Annotated in this window: 11 protein-coding genes and 1 tRNA gene; 4 read left to right on the top strand and 8 right to left on the bottom strand. The window is 72.6% G+C overall.

Features of this window, described 5'->3' with window-relative positions:
* Nucleotides 1–113: 113 nt before the first annotated feature.
* Complete coding sequence (locus H9657_RS02610; RefSeq protein WP_191780072.1) at nt 114–2,006, bottom strand: endo-1,4-beta-xylanase; 1,893 nt, start codon at nt 2,004–2,006, stop codon at nt 114–116.
* Nucleotides 2,007–2,311: 305 nt separating this feature from the next.
* On the opposite strand from H9657_RS02610, the gene H9657_RS02615 reads away from it, so the two are divergent.
* On the top strand, nt 2,312–2,902 hold the full coding sequence (locus H9657_RS02615) for a hypothetical protein (RefSeq protein ID WP_191780074.1): 591 nt from the start codon (nt 2,312–2,314) through the stop codon (nt 2,900–2,902).
* 144 nt (nt 2,903–3,046) lie between these two features.
* Here H9657_RS02615 and baiCD read toward each other — a convergent pair whose 3' ends face one another.
* Nucleotides 3,047–4,999, bottom strand: coding sequence for a bile acid Fe-S flavoenzyme BaiCD (baiCD, locus tag H9657_RS02620; protein ID WP_191780076.1), 1,953 nt, complete (start codon nt 4,997–4,999; stop codon nt 3,047–3,049).
* A 121-nt stretch (nt 5,000–5,120) separates the two neighbouring features.
* Here baiCD and H9657_RS02625 point away from each other — a divergent pair, with 121 nt between their 5' ends.
* Nucleotides 5,121–5,750: a TetR family transcriptional regulator gene (locus tag H9657_RS02625; protein ID WP_191780078.1), complete on the top strand. Its 630-nt coding sequence runs from the start codon at nt 5,121–5,123 to the stop codon at nt 5,748–5,750.
* A 119-nt stretch (nt 5,751–5,869) separates the two neighbouring features.
* A complete protein-coding gene (locus H9657_RS02630; protein WP_191780080.1) occupies nt 5,870–6,259 on the top strand; it encodes a hypothetical protein in 390 nt (129 codons plus the stop codon).
* 258 nt (nt 6,260–6,517) lie between these two features.
* Here H9657_RS02630 and H9657_RS02635 read toward each other — a convergent pair whose 3' ends face one another.
* The 6 genes from H9657_RS02635 to H9657_RS02660 form a co-directional block, all read right to left on the bottom strand.
* On the bottom strand, nt 6,518–7,741 hold the full coding sequence (locus H9657_RS02635) for a Fic family protein (RefSeq protein ID WP_191780082.1): 1,224 nt from the start codon (nt 7,739–7,741) through the stop codon (nt 6,518–6,520).
* A 235-nt stretch (nt 7,742–7,976) separates the two neighbouring features.
* Nucleotides 7,977–8,049: transfer RNA gene (locus H9657_RS02640), tRNA-Arg, on the bottom strand.
* A gap of 171 nt (nt 8,050–8,220) precedes the next feature.
* Nucleotides 8,221–8,805 (bottom strand): type IV toxin-antitoxin system AbiEi family antitoxin domain-containing protein, encoded by a 585-nt coding sequence (locus tag H9657_RS02645; protein WP_191780083.1) that lies wholly within the window; start codon nt 8,803–8,805, stop codon nt 8,221–8,223.
* Between the two features lie 99 nt (nt 8,806–8,904).
* A complete protein-coding gene (locus tag H9657_RS02650; protein WP_191780085.1) occupies nt 8,905–9,120 on the bottom strand; it encodes a PLDc N-terminal domain-containing protein in 216 nt (71 codons plus the stop codon).
* Nucleotides 9,121–9,258: 138 nt separating this feature from the next.
* A complete protein-coding gene (locus H9657_RS02655) occupies nt 9,259–9,984 on the bottom strand; it encodes an alpha/beta fold hydrolase (RefSeq protein WP_191780087.1) in 726 nt (241 codons plus the stop codon).
* Nucleotides 9,985–10,053: 69 nt separating this feature from the next.
* Nucleotides 10,054–10,557: a RidA family protein gene (locus H9657_RS02660; protein WP_191780089.1), complete on the bottom strand. Its 504-nt coding sequence runs from the start codon at nt 10,555–10,557 to the stop codon at nt 10,054–10,056.
* A 276-nt stretch (nt 10,558–10,833) separates the two neighbouring features.
* Between H9657_RS02660 and H9657_RS02665 the strand changes: the two genes are divergently transcribed.
* Entirely contained in the window at nt 10,834–13,575 is a 2,742-nt protein-coding gene (locus H9657_RS02665) for an AAA family ATPase (protein ID WP_191780090.1), read from the top strand.
* The last annotated feature ends 82 nt before the right edge of the window (nt 13,576–13,657 follow it).

Below are 13,657 nucleotides of genomic sequence, written 5' to 3' on the forward strand. Positions count from 1 at the left end.
GAGGGGCCGGTGCCTGCACGCGATGGCCTGCGACGCAGCGCAGCACGCCGCGGGCCGCGCGGGTCCAGGAGCGTCCGCCCTGGACCCGCGCGGGCCGTCCACCGCCTCGGTCGTCACGACCTGGGCGGGCTCGGCTTCTTCTCGAGCGCGGCGACGGCGTCGAGCAGCGCGGCGGTCGCCGCGTTGACCTTCGCCTGCGGTCCGCCCGAGGACAGGACCGCGACGACGCGACCGATGGCCGCCTTGACCTTGGCGATGCTGACGCCGCTGTAGTCACGGCCGCGCAGGTCGAGCGCCTTGGCCTGGGCGAGCGCCTCCTCGAGCTTCGAGGTGTCGACGATCGGCTTGCGCAGGCCGAGCCACCGCTCGGGGTCGGCCACCGCGACCGCGCCCAGCTTCTCCGAGAAGTCGCTGTTGAAGATCAGCGGGTTGTGGGTGGACCGCCAGCTGAGCTGGTCCGTCAGGCCCCAGAACGTCACCCGGTTGATGTCCGTCGAGTACTTCTTGTAGACCGCGAAGTACTCCGCGAACCGCTGGGCCTGGATCCTCTCCAGCTCGGCCCGGTTGGTGATCTTCCCCTCCCAGTAGGTGAACCCCTCGCGGGAGATCCGGCCGCTCACCGACGGGTCGTTCAGGTCGCGGTACGCGGTGCGGTCGTCGCCCTCGGGCTGACCGTTCCACGCCTCCCAGACCTGCAGGTCCAGCTCGCTGATGCTCACCGAGAAGCCCGCCTCGACGATCAGCTGGATCGACCGCTCGACCGACGCCTCGTTGCTGCAGGCCCCCGGCTGCCACTCCGCCGCGGAGTCCTTCACCAGCTGACGCAGCCGCGTGCGGTCCGAGCAGGCGAACGCCGGCGTCTGGTTGATGTAGTTGTGCGACTGCATGCCGATCGCCTCGACCAGCGGCCGCGGGTCCTCGGGGTGCTCGGCGGCGTACCGCTCGTTGAGGTCCGTGGCCATCGCGATGATGGCCTGCGCCTTGCCCTCGGACTGGAAGACGTTGAAGTCGTTGTACTCCAGCTGCGTCTCCGGACCGTACGTGCGGGCGTACACGAACGCGTCGTAAAGGAAGTCCGCGGCGTGCTCGCCCGCGGCCGTGTCCGCGCCGTTGGCGTACGCGCTGTACCAGTTGGACCAGCCGCCGTTGGGGCCGCCGCGCAGGAAGTCGCGCCAGTCCTGCGTCGCGGGGTCGAACTCCGCGAGCCCGTCGACGAACGCCTCGTTGACGACGTCCCACGAGACGGTGCGGCCCTGGAAGTGCGTCAGCACCTCCTGGATGTACCGCTCCATGTTGGCCTTGGCCTGCGCGCGCGTGCCGCCCGTCGTGCCGCTGTTGATGCGCGGCGGCGACTGCCCGTGCCAGACGAGGACGTGCCCGTGCACCTTCATGCCGCGCGCGAGCGTCTGGTCGACGAAGGCGTCCGCCTGATCGAATTTGAAGGTGAACTCACCGGTCTCGGGGTCGATGTTGTCGTTGGGCAGCAGCTGGTCCGGCTTCATGTTGTTCTCGGCCGTCATGACGCCGTAGTGCCGGTCGATGGTCGCCGAGTTGGGCGACCCCGCCTCGTACGTGCCCGGGTGCGAGTAGATGTTGCCCACGTCGAAGTAGTCCTTGTAGACGTTCTTCAGCGACGCGATCTGCTTGCGGAACTCGGTCGTCAGCTCGACGTCCTGCGCCGGCATCGTGAAGGAGCCGACACGCGCGCCGATCCAGCCGAGGTCGGCCGACGTCCAGCCGCCCCACACCTGGTCCTTCGCCGGCGCCGCCGTCAGCTCGACCGTCTCCCCGGCCTCGTAGCTGCCGGCGCCGGTCACCGTGCCCTTGCCCGTCACGCTGATCTCGACGTCGTACGTCTCCGCCGCCGCTGCCTGCGCCGGGACGCCGAGGCCCACGGCCGCGAGCGCGACCGCCAGACCTGCTCCCGTGGCGCGTGCCGCCCACCGCCGCGCGGCCTGCGCCCCTCGTGTCCCGTCACTCCGTCGTGTGGTGCGCCGATCGATCATCGATCCCCCTTCGAGCCCTGCACCGGAGCCGGCACAGCAGGAGGCGAGCCCCCCGCGAGCCGGCATGTCCACCACCCGCCCGAGAGGTCCACCTGCCGCGAACGATCGATCAGCAACCGCCTGGGGGAAGGTCCTGCGGTCCTCCGGCGGGTGGCGACGTCATCGTCGACGGGGAACGTTCACTAGGCCGAGTGGGTGACACCGTAAGGAGGGTCACGGGGGACGTCAAGGAACCACGCTCCCCGCATGCTGCGACCTGCTGGGCGCGGACTCAGGCACGACGTGCCGTGTGCCGATGGTCAGACGTGGAGAGACTGCCCGGCCTGCTCGCCGGCGAGCCCGTGTACTGGATCGAGCGCGTCACCACCCTGGGCGACGGACGGCTGCGTACCGAGCTCGGGTTCTCGGACGTCGCCGCGCACCCCTACGAGCGCCTGGTCGCGGGGACCGTCGCGATGCTCCAGCAGGTCGGGGGCGTGGACGACGTGATCCACGAGCAGCGCGAGGTGGTCGTCGTGGTCAGCCGGGGTGTGACCGCCGAGCAGATCGGTGACCTCGTCGACCGCTACTGGTTCGACCGCCTGCCGAGCACGCCGGTCGACCCCGGGTTCGCGACCGACCCCGCCGACGTCCTCGCCTCGCCGTGGCCGAGCGCACCGCCCGGCCCGCGGGGTGAGCCGCCCGTGCCGGCGCACCTCGACCTGCGCGAGGCGATGCTGCTCCCGCCGTCGCGCAGGCGCATGTGGACGTACCTCGTGTGCGGGGCCGTCGCCCTCGCCGGCGGCGCCGCGCTCGCGGCGACCCCCGGGGGCGCCGACGGGATGCTCCCGCTCGTCGTGGGGGCGGTCAACATCGCCGTCGGCACCCGCATCGCCGTGCGTCGACGGGCCTCGTGACTCCACCGGACCCGAGATCGCCTGCCTGACCGGCGTCGCGGCCGGGCAGTGGATGTGCTGGCGACCGGGCGAGGAGACGTGCGAGGACCTGGCGTCACGCCGAGAGCTCGACCGTCTCCCCGGCCGCGTCGCTGCCGGCACGCGTCACCGCACCGAGATCGCCACCTCCGCGGCCTCGGCGACGGCGTCGATCGCGCGCCGCGGCGAGCGCGCGTCGCCGATGATGTGGAACGGGATCCTCCTGGCCAGGCAGTGGTCGGTGAGCTCGGTGGTGTCCAGGGAGCGCGAGCCGACGGCGACGACGACGCCGGTCGCGGGGATGGTCGAGACCTCGCCGTCGTGCTCGACGACGACCCCCTCGGCGTTGATGCGCAGGCAGCGGGTGTCCACGACCGTCGCGACCTCGTGCAGGGCGAGGTGCGTGAGGACCTCCTGCTTGCGCAGCGTGCCCAGGTCGCGGCCCACCTCCGAGCCCATCTCGACGACCGTCACGGAGGTGACCCGCGGGTCGTTCTGGGCGAGGTACTCGGCGACCTCGAGGCCGACGAGCCCACCACCGATGACCACGACGTCGCCCGTGAGCTGCGAGTAGCCGGTGAGGACCGTCTCGGTGTCGATGACGGAGTTCTGGTCGGAGCCCTCGAGGTCCAGCGTGATGGGGGTCGAGCCGATCGCGATGATCACCTCGTCCGGGGCGACCTGGTCGATGAGGTCGGGCGTCACGGGCGTGCTCAGCCGCACGTCGACCCCGAAGTGCTCGAGCGTGCTGGCGCGGCTGAGCGCGGCGTCGCTCATCTCCTGCTTCCGCGGGGCCAGCCCGGCCATGTAGAACTGCCCGCCGAGCCGCGCCGACGCCTCGCACAGGATCGGCTTGTGCCCCAGCGCGTGCAGGCGCTCGGCGGCCTCCATGCCACCGATGCCGCCGCCCGCGACGAGGATCGTGCGGGGGTTGTCGGTCTTGGGGATCCGGAACTCCGCCTCGCGTCCCACGGCCGGGTTCTGCAGGCACGAGATGTGCGGGAACGTCGAGGCGTTCGCGGCGGCGATCCGGTCGAAGCAGCCCTGGTTGCAGCCGATGCAGCGGATGATCCGCCACTCCTCGCCCGCCATCGCCTTGTTGCAGAACTCGGCGTCGGCGATCTGGGCGCGACCCATGACGACCATGTCCGCCTGGCCCGAGGCGATGATCTCCTCGGCCTGCTGCGGGTCGTTGATCCGGCCGACGGCGACGGTGACCAGCCCCGTGTCCGCCTTGAACTTGGCGGCATTGTGGACGTTGAAGCCGCGGTCGTGGTCCATCGTCGGGACCTGCAGGTTCACGCTCATCACGGTGCCGCGGGACACGTTCACCATGTCGACGCCGTGCTCGCGCGCGACCGTGGCGAACGCGATGACGTCGTCGACGGTGTTGCCGCCCGGGACGCCGTCGTCGCCCGCGGAGACCCGCATCATGAGCGGGACGTCGTCCGGGATGGCGGCGCGGATCGCGTCGATGCACTCCAGGGGGTAGCGCATGCGGTTCTCGGCGCTGCCGCCGTACTCGTCGGTGCGGTGGTTGAACCCGGGTGAGAGGAACATCTCCGGGGAGTAGTTGTGGCCGGCGTGGAACTCCAGGACGTCGAAGCCCGCCGCGACCGCGCGCGCGGCCGCCTCGCCCCACGCCTGCACGACCTCCGCGATCGTCTCCACGGTGGCCCCGGGCAGGACGACACCGGGGGCGACCGGCATGTCGCTGGGGATGACGGCGTACGTGGCCGGGTCCTGGCCGGGCGTGATGATGCCGCCCTGCCAGAGCTGGATGCAGGTCTTGCCACCGGCGGCGTGGACGGCCTCGTTGAAGCGGATCCAGCCCTCGAGGTAGGAGTCGTCGGCGATCGACATGAAGTTGCGCGGCGCCGTGGGCTTGTGCACGGACGTCGCCTCGACGGTGAGCAGGCCGCAGCCGCCGCGGGCGCGGGCGACGTGGTAGTCGATGAGCGCGTCGGTCACGTACCCGCCGTCGGCACCCATCTTGGTCGCCATGGCCGGGAAGTCGACCCGGTTCTTGAGCGTCACACCCCGCACGGTCAGCGGCGAGAACAGGTGGGGGTAGAGCATGACGCACTCCTTCGTACGGGCCCGGCTTTTCGGTACTGGAAACGTACTGGCGTCCCGAAACCGCGGCTCAGGCCCATCGTCCCGATAAGGTCGGCCTCACCTGCCACGAGGAGAACCCGCCGTGACCGCCCCCGAGCCGCCCTCTCCTCCGGGCCCCGGCCGACCCCGTGCGACCACCCACCGCGCCATCCGCGACGCCGCGATGCGCGAGTTCGCCACCCACGGCTACGCGGCGACGAGCGTCGAGCGCATCGCCCAGGCCGCCGGCATCGGGCGCAACACGTTCTTCCGCTACTTCCCCACCAAGCTCGACGTCCTCGGCGACGACTACACCGCGAACCAGGAGGTCGTCGCCCAGCACCTGCGCGACGCCCCGGCGGGCGCGGACGCGCTCGAGCAGGTCATCGACGCCGTCCGCGCCTCGATCCGGTACGACGACGCCGACCGGGAGTTCTACCGGCTGCGCCTGCAGGTCCTCGCGCAGGACCCGACGGTCCCGCCCGCGTGGGCGCGACCGCTGGTCTCCGGCTGGGCCGAGCTGGTCGCGTCGCACGTGCTGGCCTCCGCCACCGACACCGGCCCGCGCAACCGCGCGGTCGCGGACGCGGTCGGGTACGGCATCCGCGGGGCCCTGGCCAGCGTCCTCGAGGCGTGGTCCCAGGACGAGCTGGGGCTCGGCGCGGCGCTCGACCTGCTCGCGGCGACCGTGCGCGAGATGTTCGGCCCGCCGGTGCGGACGCTGGCCGGGTGAGCCTTCTGCGTGAGGCGCGCCGCGTCCGTGACACCTCGTGGCCCGACATCGTCGCGCCCAGCGCCGAGCACCTGGGAGTCACCTTGAGGCGACCGCCCATCCGGTGAGACGCTCCCGTCATGAGCTTCGACGTGTTCGCGCAGCGCATGGTGAACGGCGAGCTGGCGGTGACGGACAGCGACGCGCTCCGCGCGCTCATCGACCCGTACGTGAAGAGCACCGAGCCCGAGTCCGACTTCGCCCAGCTCCAGTTCGACGACGGGACCGCCGACCTCTACGGGATCGGCGAGCCGGGCAGCGGGTTCATGGTCAACCACGTCAGCGGCCGGCTGGCCTGGGACCTCATCGCGAAGGTCGCCGCGACGGGTGACATGACGCTCATGGCGCCCGGGGTGCCGCCGATGATCTTCGACGAGTCCGTGCGCGCTCACCTGCCCGAGGGGCTCGGTGACGAGGCGGTCGTCGTCGCGTCGGGTGCCGACATCGTCCGCATGCTCGACGAGGCCTGAGCTCGCACCCGTGTCGGTAGGCGTCGAGTCTGCGACGGGCATGACGTCGGCATGACGAGGCAGCCCGGAGTGTCCTGGTCCTACCTCCGGGACAGGACCGGGCGCCCTGGCGAGATCCCGGATCCTCGTGCCGGCGCTCGACCTCGTCGAGCAGCGGGTCGCCGGGGCGCTGCTGCACGTGCTCGGTCAGCTGCGCCTGGCGATGCGGGAGGCGTCACCGCCCTGCCACCGTCCGGGTCGGCAGGCCATCGTGTCGCGTCAGGCGCGGCGCCCAGCACGGGCGGCGAACGCGTCCATCGCGGTCAGGATCTGCGGCGCCTGCCAGACCTTGTGCCGTAGCGCCGAGGTCGACGGTTGAAGGACACCAGCCTTCTCGAGGACCTCGATCGCGTTGCGGGCACCACGGTCGGAGATGGCGAGCGTCGCTGCGACGTAGCCCGCGTTCACGACGGGCTGGGCGAAGAGCGCGTCGACGAGGCGCCACGCTGCCGAGTCGGATCTGGCCCTGACCTGGTCCTGCCATGCAGCACGAAGGGCCATGACGTCGTCGGCGAGGTGGCGGCCGTTGACGGTGGCGGCCAGTGCCGCGTGGGCGACCTGTTCGGCGATGGGGTCGGGGTCGCCCTCCCGGTAGCTGGTGAGCGCGCGGAAGTAGCGGTCGGGATCGCGCAAGAGGCCGGCGGAGACGGGCACGGTCGTGTGGCGGGTCAGGCCCCGGCGGCGCAGAACCTGTTGCAGCAGCACACGGCCGGTGCGCCCGTTGCCGTCGACGAACGGGTGGATGGTCTCGAACTGGGCCTGGACGAGCGCTGCGTGCGTGAGTGCGGGGATGTCGTCGCGCTCAGCGAACCTGACCATGTCGTCGATTGCAGCCTGCACGCGTTCGTGGTGCGGGGGGATGAAGTCGGCGCCGTGCGGGCTGATCGCGGAGGCGCCCACCCACACCTGTTCGGCGCGCCATCGGCCGGCGACGTCCGGGGCGGAGACGGCGAGCAAGGCGTGGTGGACGGCGAGGATCGTGTCGGGGGTGATGTCGTCGCCAACGGTGAGGGCTTCATTCATGGCGCGCACGTTCGCGGCCACGAGGTCGGCGTTCTGCTCGGATCCCACTCCGAGACTTGCCATGGCGAGGTTGCGGGCGTTGGTCGTGAGGTGCTCGATCTGGGAGCTGGACGCCGACTCGGTGCGGAGCAGGACCGCGGGCATGGGGACAGGCATCGTTGCGACCTCGCTGTCGAACCGCGCGACATCGGAGGTCGCGTCATCGACGAGGGCGTGCACGTTGCTGCTGATGCGCGGGGTACGGTGCGCGATCGGTGGCAGCACCGACGCCTGGTAGGGGCGCGAGATCCGCTGGCGTTCCCAGACGCTGAGGCGCCCGTCATCGAGATTCGATGTCCAGTCGCGGGGCTCGGTGGTGAGCGCGGGCCACGCTGCGTCGTCACCCGCGCTGGGTTCGACGTCCGTCTGCCGGTCGCTCATCAGGCTTCAACCACCGTGGTCACTATTGAAACCTAGCCGCTTAGCCTTCAGTAAGCGACGTGTGTGTTGAAGGCTGCGAGTCGACCGCACCCCGAAACGCCTGGCGACCGTACGGCCACACGAGCGCTGGGGCAGCAAGTCCGATCCGGACGATCCTGTTGACCACGAGGCCCTGCCACCACCGCGACGGACTCGCGCGCAGCGGCCACACACCCCTTGAGCTGCACCAACACCGTGCGCCTGGGCAGATTCGAACTGCCGACACCCGCTTTAGGAGAGCGGTGCTCTATCCCCTGAGCTACAGGCGCGTGGGCCCGAGCCGAGCTGCGCCGAAGGCTCGGACGTCACGTCGTCAGGGTCTTCGATCACGGCACTTCCGGTCCCATGCGGCGTCCGTGGGACCGCGAGGACCCGCACCGACGCGGGTCCCAGGGTAGCGGGGCGGGCACGGAGCTAGCGCCAGGAGCCCGTAGCGGGTCTCATGTGAGGTAGTTCAACGCCTCTCGGAGCGGTCCCTGCGCCCTCGGCAGGGTGCGGGCGATGCTCCGCAGCGCGGCCGGTGAGCTGCCGCGTCGGCGGAGCCACGTCCGGAGCGCGTCGATGCCGGTCTCGTACCCGATCTCGCCACGCAGCCGGAACGCGTCGACGATGGACCGCTCTGCGCTATACAGACCAACGGTCGCGTCCGTGCCTGCGATCGGGGTCGTGGTGCGGCCGAGCGTGAAGGTGGCGGCGTCGAACATGTGCCATCGGACGGTGTCGACGACGGCGGGGCGCCGGGTGCCGCGCGGGAGCGCCAGGTCGATCCGCCCGGGGATGGCGTCGACGAGCGCGTGGTGCGCGAGAGCGGACATCAGACACAGGGTGGCGTCGGGCGCGCGGGTCGCGGCAGCGTAGAGGTCGGTGTCGTAGCCGGCGGTCTCCGGGCGTTGGTACAGCCCGCGGCCGAGTCGTTCGAGCCGTCCGTCCGCCGCGAGACGTTGGACCGCACGTGCGTTGACCCCCGCTGCGGCCGCCTCCTCGAGGGTGAAGGCGTGGGGGGGAAGTGCCGCGGTGCGGTCCATCTCCACCTCCTGGCATGTCGCCAACCGTCTACACGTAACGTTACGTGTAGACGTTATGCGACGCAAGACCGAACCGCGCGGCCGCTCCGAGTCCGGCCGTCACCCCGCCGTGCGGCCCCGTGACGACACCGCCAGGAACACCGCCGCACCGAGCCCGGGCAGCAGCAGGATGACCAGCACCCACAGCAGGGCAGCACGCGTCGGCCGGTCCTGGGACCTCCAGCGCATCAGCGCGACCACCGTGAGCGGCAGCACCAGCAGCACGGCGATCGACCACACCACGTCGTAGAACGCGGGCACGAGCGGCATCTCCATCCGCGGAGCGTACCGACCGGCGCGCACCCGAGAGGCGCTGACCGACAACCTGTCGACGGACCAACATCGGCCCACACCGCACGGCCGGGACCGGTGCACCCCGGTCCCGGCCGTCCGCCCCCTCCGTACCCACACCCCTCAGCGCGCGCTCTTCTCCGCCGCCTGCAGGATGACGTCCGTGACGACGCCCGGCTGCGAGACCGTCACGGCGTGCGACGCGTCGACCTCGACGAGGTGGGCGTCCGCGCGGTCGGCCATGAAGCGCGACAGCCCGGCCGGCACGGCGAGGTCCTGCTGCGCGGCGACCACCCAGGACTCGATCGACTTCCAGGCCGCGCGCGTCGACGGCGCCTCGAACGCGGCCAGCGCGAGCGGGCGCTGGGTGACCGCCATCTGCTGGGCGACCTCGGGGTCGACGTCGCCGGCGAACAGCTCGTGGAACCGGGCCTGGTCAATGTACAGCTCGGGGGCCATGCTGCCGTCCGGGGTCGGGTACAGCACCGGCTGCGCGGCGTCGCCGAGGCGCGCGCCCGGGAACTTGGTGACGAGGTCGACCAGGGTCTCCCCCGGCTCGGCCAGGAAGCTCGCGACGTAGACGAGCGCGGTGACCCCCGGGTGGCCGTCGGCCGCGTGGCTCATCACGACGCCGCCGTAGGAGTGGCCCGCGATGACGATGGGGCCGTCGATGCTGTCGAGGACGCTGCGCAGGTACGCGGCGTCGCCCTCGATGCTCCGCAGCGGGTTCGCGACGGCGATGACGTGGTGGCCGGCCTCCAGGAGCGCCGTGACCGAGCCGTTCCAGCTCGACGAGTCCGCGTAGGCGCCGTGGACGAGGACGATGGTCTGCTTCGACGTGTGGCTCATGGTGCTTCTCCTTCGGTCGAGGGGGCGCCGGATGCGTCCCCAGCGTGTGGGTGGGCAGGAGCAGGGGTGTCAGGGCCGCACCTCGACCTCGAGTTCGACCGCGACGGGCGAGCCGAGCGGCAACCAGGCGACGCCGACGGCGGAGCGGACGTGCCGCCCGCACTCACCGAAGACGTGGAGCAGCAGGTGGGACGCGCCGTCGACGACCACCGTCTGCTGCGTGAACGCGTCGGCGGAGGCGACGTAGCCGACCACCCGGACGATGCGGACGACGTCGTCGAGCGGGACCTGGCCGTGCACGGCGGCGAGCGCGTTGACCGCCGCCACGCGGGCCAGGGTCGCGGCCTCCGGCACCGTGACGCCGTCCCCGACCCGGCCCGTCGCCGGCAGGCTGCCGTCGACCAGCGGCAGGTGGCTCGACGTGACGACCCGCATGCCGACCCGCAGCGCGGGGACGTCGGGGGTCACCGGGGCGGGTGTGTGCGGCAGGCGCAGGCCGAGCTCGGCCAACCGGACCAAGGGACGAGTGCCTGCGCCGGCCGGTGCGTCCGTGCCGCGCGTGCGGTCGGTCATGGGCTCTCCTCGGACGTCCCGAGGCCCAGGGCGACGTGGTCGCCGTCGTGATCGCGGTCGTCGTCATCGTCGTCGCCCCCTCCCGTGGATGTGCACCGATCGTCTGCCGCGGGGGGCCCGCGTCGAGTCCCGCACCCGCGTAGTCGTGCGGCCGCGGCACCCGTCGCACGACTACGCGACCGCACGGGCGTAGCCACCGGAAACACGGCCTGCGTACACTCCCGATCCGTGACGAGTGCCTCACCCCCCGCACCGGACGCCGTGAAGTAGCGCGCCGTGAGGCTGTGCAGCCGTGAGGCCGAGCTCGCCCGCATGACGGACCTCCTCGAGGTCGTCTGCTCCGGCCGCAGCGGGGCCCTGCTGGTCCGCAGCGACGCGGGCATGGGCAAGACGGCGCTCCTGGCGGAGGTGACGGCGCAGGCCCGCGCCGCCGGGGTCCGCACCCGCGAGCTGCGCGGGGTCGCCGGCGAGGCCGACTTCGGGTTCGCCGCGCTGCAGCGGCTGCTCATCCCCTTCATGGATGGCTACGGCGAGCTGCCGGGGCCGCAGCGCCAGGCGCTCGGTGCGGCCATCGGGCTCACGGACGCCGGGACGCCGGACCGGTTCCTCATCGGTCTGGCCACGCTCACGCTGCTGGCGGAGACGGAGCCCGACCGCCCCAAGCTGATCGTCATCGACGACGCCCACTGGCTGGACCGGGAGTCCCTGGACACCCTCGTCTTCGTCGCGCGACGCATCCAGGCCGACTCGCTCGCGATCGTCTTCGCCGCGCGTCCCGAGGGCGCCGCGGCGTCCTCCTTCGACGGGATCCCGTGCGTCGAGCTGGGTCCGCTGTCGGCGGAGGCGACGACCGAGCTCCTCGCGGTCGCCACCGGCGCCGTGGTCGACCCCGAGGTCGGGCGCCGCGTCGCGGTCGGCACGCAGGGGTGCCCGCTCGCCGTCGTCGAGCTCGCGCGCGACCTGTCACCCGGGCAGCTCGCGGGGGCGATCCCCCTGCCGGACCCGCTGCCGATCGGTGCGCGGCTCGAGGAGCTGTACCTCGAACGGGTCCGCGCGCTGCCCGCGCCCACGCAGCAGATGCTGCTCATCGCCGCCGCGGCGACCGGGGCGGCGCACCTGGCGACGGTCGTGGGCGCCGGTGCGATCGCCGGGCTCGGCGGGGACGCGCTGGACCTCGCGCAGGACGACGGGCTGGTCGACGTCACCGCCACGGTCACCTTCCGCCACCCCCTCGTGCGCTCGGCCGTGTACCGGGGCGCGGCGCCCGCGGGACGTCGGCGCGCCCACGCGCTCCTGGCGCAGGTGACCGACCCGGACGCCGAGCCCGACGCGTGGGTGTGGCACCGCGCCCGTGCGGTCACCGGCCCCGACGCCGACGTGGCCGCAGCGCTGGAGGCCCGGGGCCTCGAGGCCGAGCGACGGGGCCGCTACGCCGCCCGGGCCGCGCTGATGTCGCGCGCCGCGGAGCTCACGTCCGACCCCCGCGACCACGCGCGGCGCACGCAGGCCGCGGCCGACGCCTTCCTGGTCGCGGGCGCGCCCGGCGAGGCGGGCGCGCTCCTCGAGCAGGTGCGGGTGGCGGACGCCGAGCCGCTGGTCCGGGCGCACGGCCGGCGGCTGCACGCCGCGCTCACCTACATCAGCCGCCCCGCGGACGCGCTGGTGACGCTCGTCGAGACGGCGCGGTCGCTCGAGGCCCTGGACCCCGAGCTGTCGCGCATGACGTACGCGGAGGCGCTCTTCATGGCGACGACCGCCTCGCACCTCGCCCCGCCAGGGCTCGTCGACCGTCTCGCCACCGCGGCGCTCGCGTCCCTGGACCCCGGTGAGTCCTCGGTCTTCGCCGACGTGATCCGCGCGCTGTCCGAGCGCCTGCTCGGCGGCTTCTCCGCCGCGGTCCCCGCCATGCGCACCGCGCTGGCGTCGCTGATGCGGCCGAACCTGCCGAGCGCGTTCACGCTGTGGATCGGCGTCGGCGGCATGCTCGCGGTCGAGCTGCTCGACCTCGAGACGTACCGCCGGTTCACGAGCCGGCTCGTCGACGAGCAACGGGCCCGCGGCGCACCCGACCCCCTGCGCTTCACCCTGACGGGCCAGGCGCAGTACGAGTTCTGGGACGGCCGGTTCGACGGTGCCGCCGCCCTGTTCGCCGAGGCGAGCGAGATCTCACGGTCGATCGGCGACAGCAGCATCGTGTGGAGCCTGGTCCTCAACCACGAGTTCCGGGTATGGCGCGACGACGAGGCGACGTCCCGGGCCCACTTCGAGACCGTCCACTCGCTCGCGCTCTCCGAGGTGCGCGCCGGCTACTGGGACGACAGCTCACGCCACGCGCTGGCGATCCTCGAGAACAGCCTGGGCCACTACGAGGCCGCCCTCGCCGCGGTGCGGCCCGTGTTCGAGCGCGACCTGATCCCCGGTGGCCGGATCCTCGTCGAGATCGTCGAGGCGGCCCACCGCAGCGGCAGCGACGACCTCGCCGCGGCGGCCCTGGCGCGGCTCGGCGCACGGTCGCAGGCCTGCGGCACGGCCTGGGCAGCCGGTCTGCACGCGCGCAGCCGCGGGATCGTGGCGGGCGACGACGCCGAGCGACACTTCCAGCACGCGCTGTCCGTGCTCGCACCGCTGCCCGTGCGGACGGACGTCGCCCGGACCCACCTGCTCTACGGCGAGTGGCTGCGGCGGCAGAGCCGGCGCAAGGACGCCCGGGTGCAGCTCGCCACGGCCCACGACCTGTTCACCGCGATGGGCGCGCCCCACTTCGCCGCCCGCGCCGCGCGCGAGCTGGCCGCGACCGGCGCGACCGTCCGACGGCGCACCTCGGCGGCCGTCAGCGAGCCGCTGACACCCCAGGAGGCGGCGATCGCCCGGCTCGCAGCGGGCCCCGCCACCAACCGGGAGATCGCGGCCAGCCTGTTCCTGAGCGCGAGCACGGTCGACTACCACCTGCGCAAGGTGTACCGGAAGCTCGGCGTCGACTCCCGCCGCAAGCTGGCAACCGCCCTCGACGACCACTGACCCCGACTCCCCCACCGGCCCGACGGGCCCTGCGCCCACCCCGCAGCCGGGAAGTGGTCACTCCTTCGGCTGCGCACCCGGT

The organism is Cellulomonas avistercoris (assembly GCF_014836445.1).
Taxonomy (GTDB): domain Bacteria; phylum Actinomycetota; class Actinomycetes; order Actinomycetales; family Cellulomonadaceae; genus Cellulomonas; species Cellulomonas avistercoris.

What these genes read in the sequence shown, in the direction of transcription:
- H9657_RS02610 (WP_191780072.1), bottom strand. Translation starts at nt 2,006, where the DNA reads ATGATCGATCGGCGCACCACACGACGGAGTGACGGGACACGAGGGGCG.
- baiCD (WP_191780076.1), bottom strand. Translation starts at nt 4,999, where the DNA reads ATGCTCTACCCCCACCTGTTCTCGCCGCTGACCGTGCGGGGTGTGACG.
- H9657_RS02630 (WP_191780080.1), top strand. Translation starts at nt 5,870, where the DNA reads ATGAGCTTCGACGTGTTCGCGCAGCGCATGGTGAACGGCGAGCTGGCG.
- H9657_RS02635 (WP_191780082.1), bottom strand. Translation starts at nt 7,741, where the DNA reads ATGAGCGACCGGCAGACGGACGTCGAACCCAGCGCGGGTGACGACGCA.
- H9657_RS02645 (WP_191780083.1), bottom strand. Translation starts at nt 8,805, where the DNA reads ATGGACCGCACCGCGGCACTTCCCCCCCACGCCTTCACCCTCGAGGAG.
- H9657_RS02650 (WP_191780085.1), bottom strand. Translation starts at nt 9,120, where the DNA reads ATGGAGATGCCGCTCGTGCCCGCGTTCTACGACGTGGTGTGGTCGATC.
- H9657_RS02655 (WP_191780087.1), bottom strand. Translation starts at nt 9,984, where the DNA reads ATGAGCCACACGTCGAAGCAGACCATCGTCCTCGTCCACGGCGCCTAC.
- H9657_RS02660 (WP_191780089.1), bottom strand. Translation starts at nt 10,557, where the DNA reads ATGACCGACCGCACGCGCGGCACGGACGCACCGGCCGGCGCAGGCACT.